We start from the raw sequence: 1,545 nt of genomic DNA, 5'->3' as shown, positions 1-1,545 counted from the left end.
GGACGCTCCAAACTTTTTGTGGAAAAAATTCTGGCCGATTATGCAACGAGTCGGCCGACGTTTTCCTATGCAGCGCTCCGCTACTTCAACGTGGCGGGAGCAGCGCGGGACGGCACTCTGGGAGAGGACCACGATCCAGAAACCCATTTGATTCCCTCTCTTCTGCTTACAGCTCTGGGAAAGCGCCCCCAGTTCGTCGTGTTTGGCACCGATTATCCCACCCCGGATGGCACGTGCATCCGGGACTACATCCATGTGGAAGACCTCTGTCGTGCCCACATCATGGTGATGGAGGCGCTCCAGGCGGGATCGCGGCTCATTTATAATCTGGGCATCGGTCGCGGATACTCGGTGAAAGAAGTCCTCCAGTCGGTAGAACGGGTCACCGGCCGAAAGATCCCGGTGGTATATGGCCCCAGGAGGCCGGGCGATCCCGCTATCCTCTACGCGGATGCCAGCAAAATCCGCCGCGAGCTGAACTGGACCGCCGAGTACACAGACATCGACGCGATTGTGGAGACCGCCTGGCGGTGGTTCAGGGATCACCCCGACGGTTACCGTCGAAAGTCATAGCGCGAACTAACATGGTAAACAGACAACGTGGGTCAAGCACGAAAGGTGATCACGATGAAGTGCCGTTTTTCTGTCATCGATTGCTGGAGTGTACTGTGCACGATTGCCATCCTCTGCGGCCTGGCTGCTGCCTGTGCGGACGATAGTCAAGCAGATTCGGAAGCGGGCCAGATGCCGCAAAGTGTCGCCGACATCGTGCCGCCGGGAACAGAACCCATCGTCCTGGGAACCGGTTACGGATTCTGTGAAGGACCGGCCGCCGATGCCGAAGGAAATGTCTATTTCTCGGATGGGAAAAACGACTCAATCTATGTTTACCGGATAGGAAAAGGGGTGGAGCTCTTCGTCAACGACAGCACTGACGCCAACGGCATGATGTTCAACAGCAAGGGCGAACTTCTGGTCTGTGAAGGGGCTGCCCGCAGGGTTGTCGCCTTCGACGTCACAACCAGGAAAAAGCGCATCGTGGCGTCAAACTATCAGGGGACGCCCTTTAACGAACCGAACGATCTTACCGTCGATCTGCAAGACGGTTTTTATTTTACCGATCCCAATTACCATCATCGGGGTCAGCCGTCACTGATGAAAGAAGCCGTTTATTACGTCAGCCCCGAGGGGGAAGTTACACGCGTGTCCGAAGTCTGTGTGCGGCCGAACGGCATCTTACTGGATCCCCGTAATCGGTACCTTTATCTGGCGGACAACGCGGCGGGGATCATATATCGGTATCCAGTGATCGGACCGGGAAAACTCGGTGAAGTGGAAAAATGGATCGATCTGGGAGCCCATCCCGACGGCATGACCATGGATGAGTGGGGGAATTTATACGTCGCCTGTGGAAAGACGGGCATTAAAGTGTACAGCGAGAAGGGGCGGTATCTCGGAACAATTGCCGTGCCCTACGCCTCGAACTGCGTTTTCGGCGGAAAAGAGTTCCGCACTTTGTTTGTCACGTCCGCAGACAAGTTCCTG

The 1,545-nt window shown here is 56.0% G+C and carries 2 protein-coding genes; both read left to right on the top strand.

The features are described 5' to 3' along the window. Positions 1-573 (top strand): NAD-dependent epimerase/dehydratase family protein (locus tag H5U08_RS18375; RefSeq protein ID WP_297036481.1); only part of this gene is annotated, 573 nt, incomplete at its 5' end. A 54-nt stretch (positions 574-627) separates the two neighbouring features. Further along, positions 628-1,545: SMP-30/gluconolactonase/LRE family protein (locus tag H5U08_RS18370; RefSeq protein WP_297036479.1), on the top strand; the 918-nt coding region annotated here is incomplete at its 3' end.

The organism is Thermogutta sp., from assembly GCF_014359955.1.
In the GTDB taxonomy this organism is placed as follows: domain Bacteria; phylum Planctomycetota; class Planctomycetia; order Pirellulales; family Thermoguttaceae; genus Thermogutta.
This window is presented reverse-complemented; position numbering and strand designations above follow the sequence as displayed.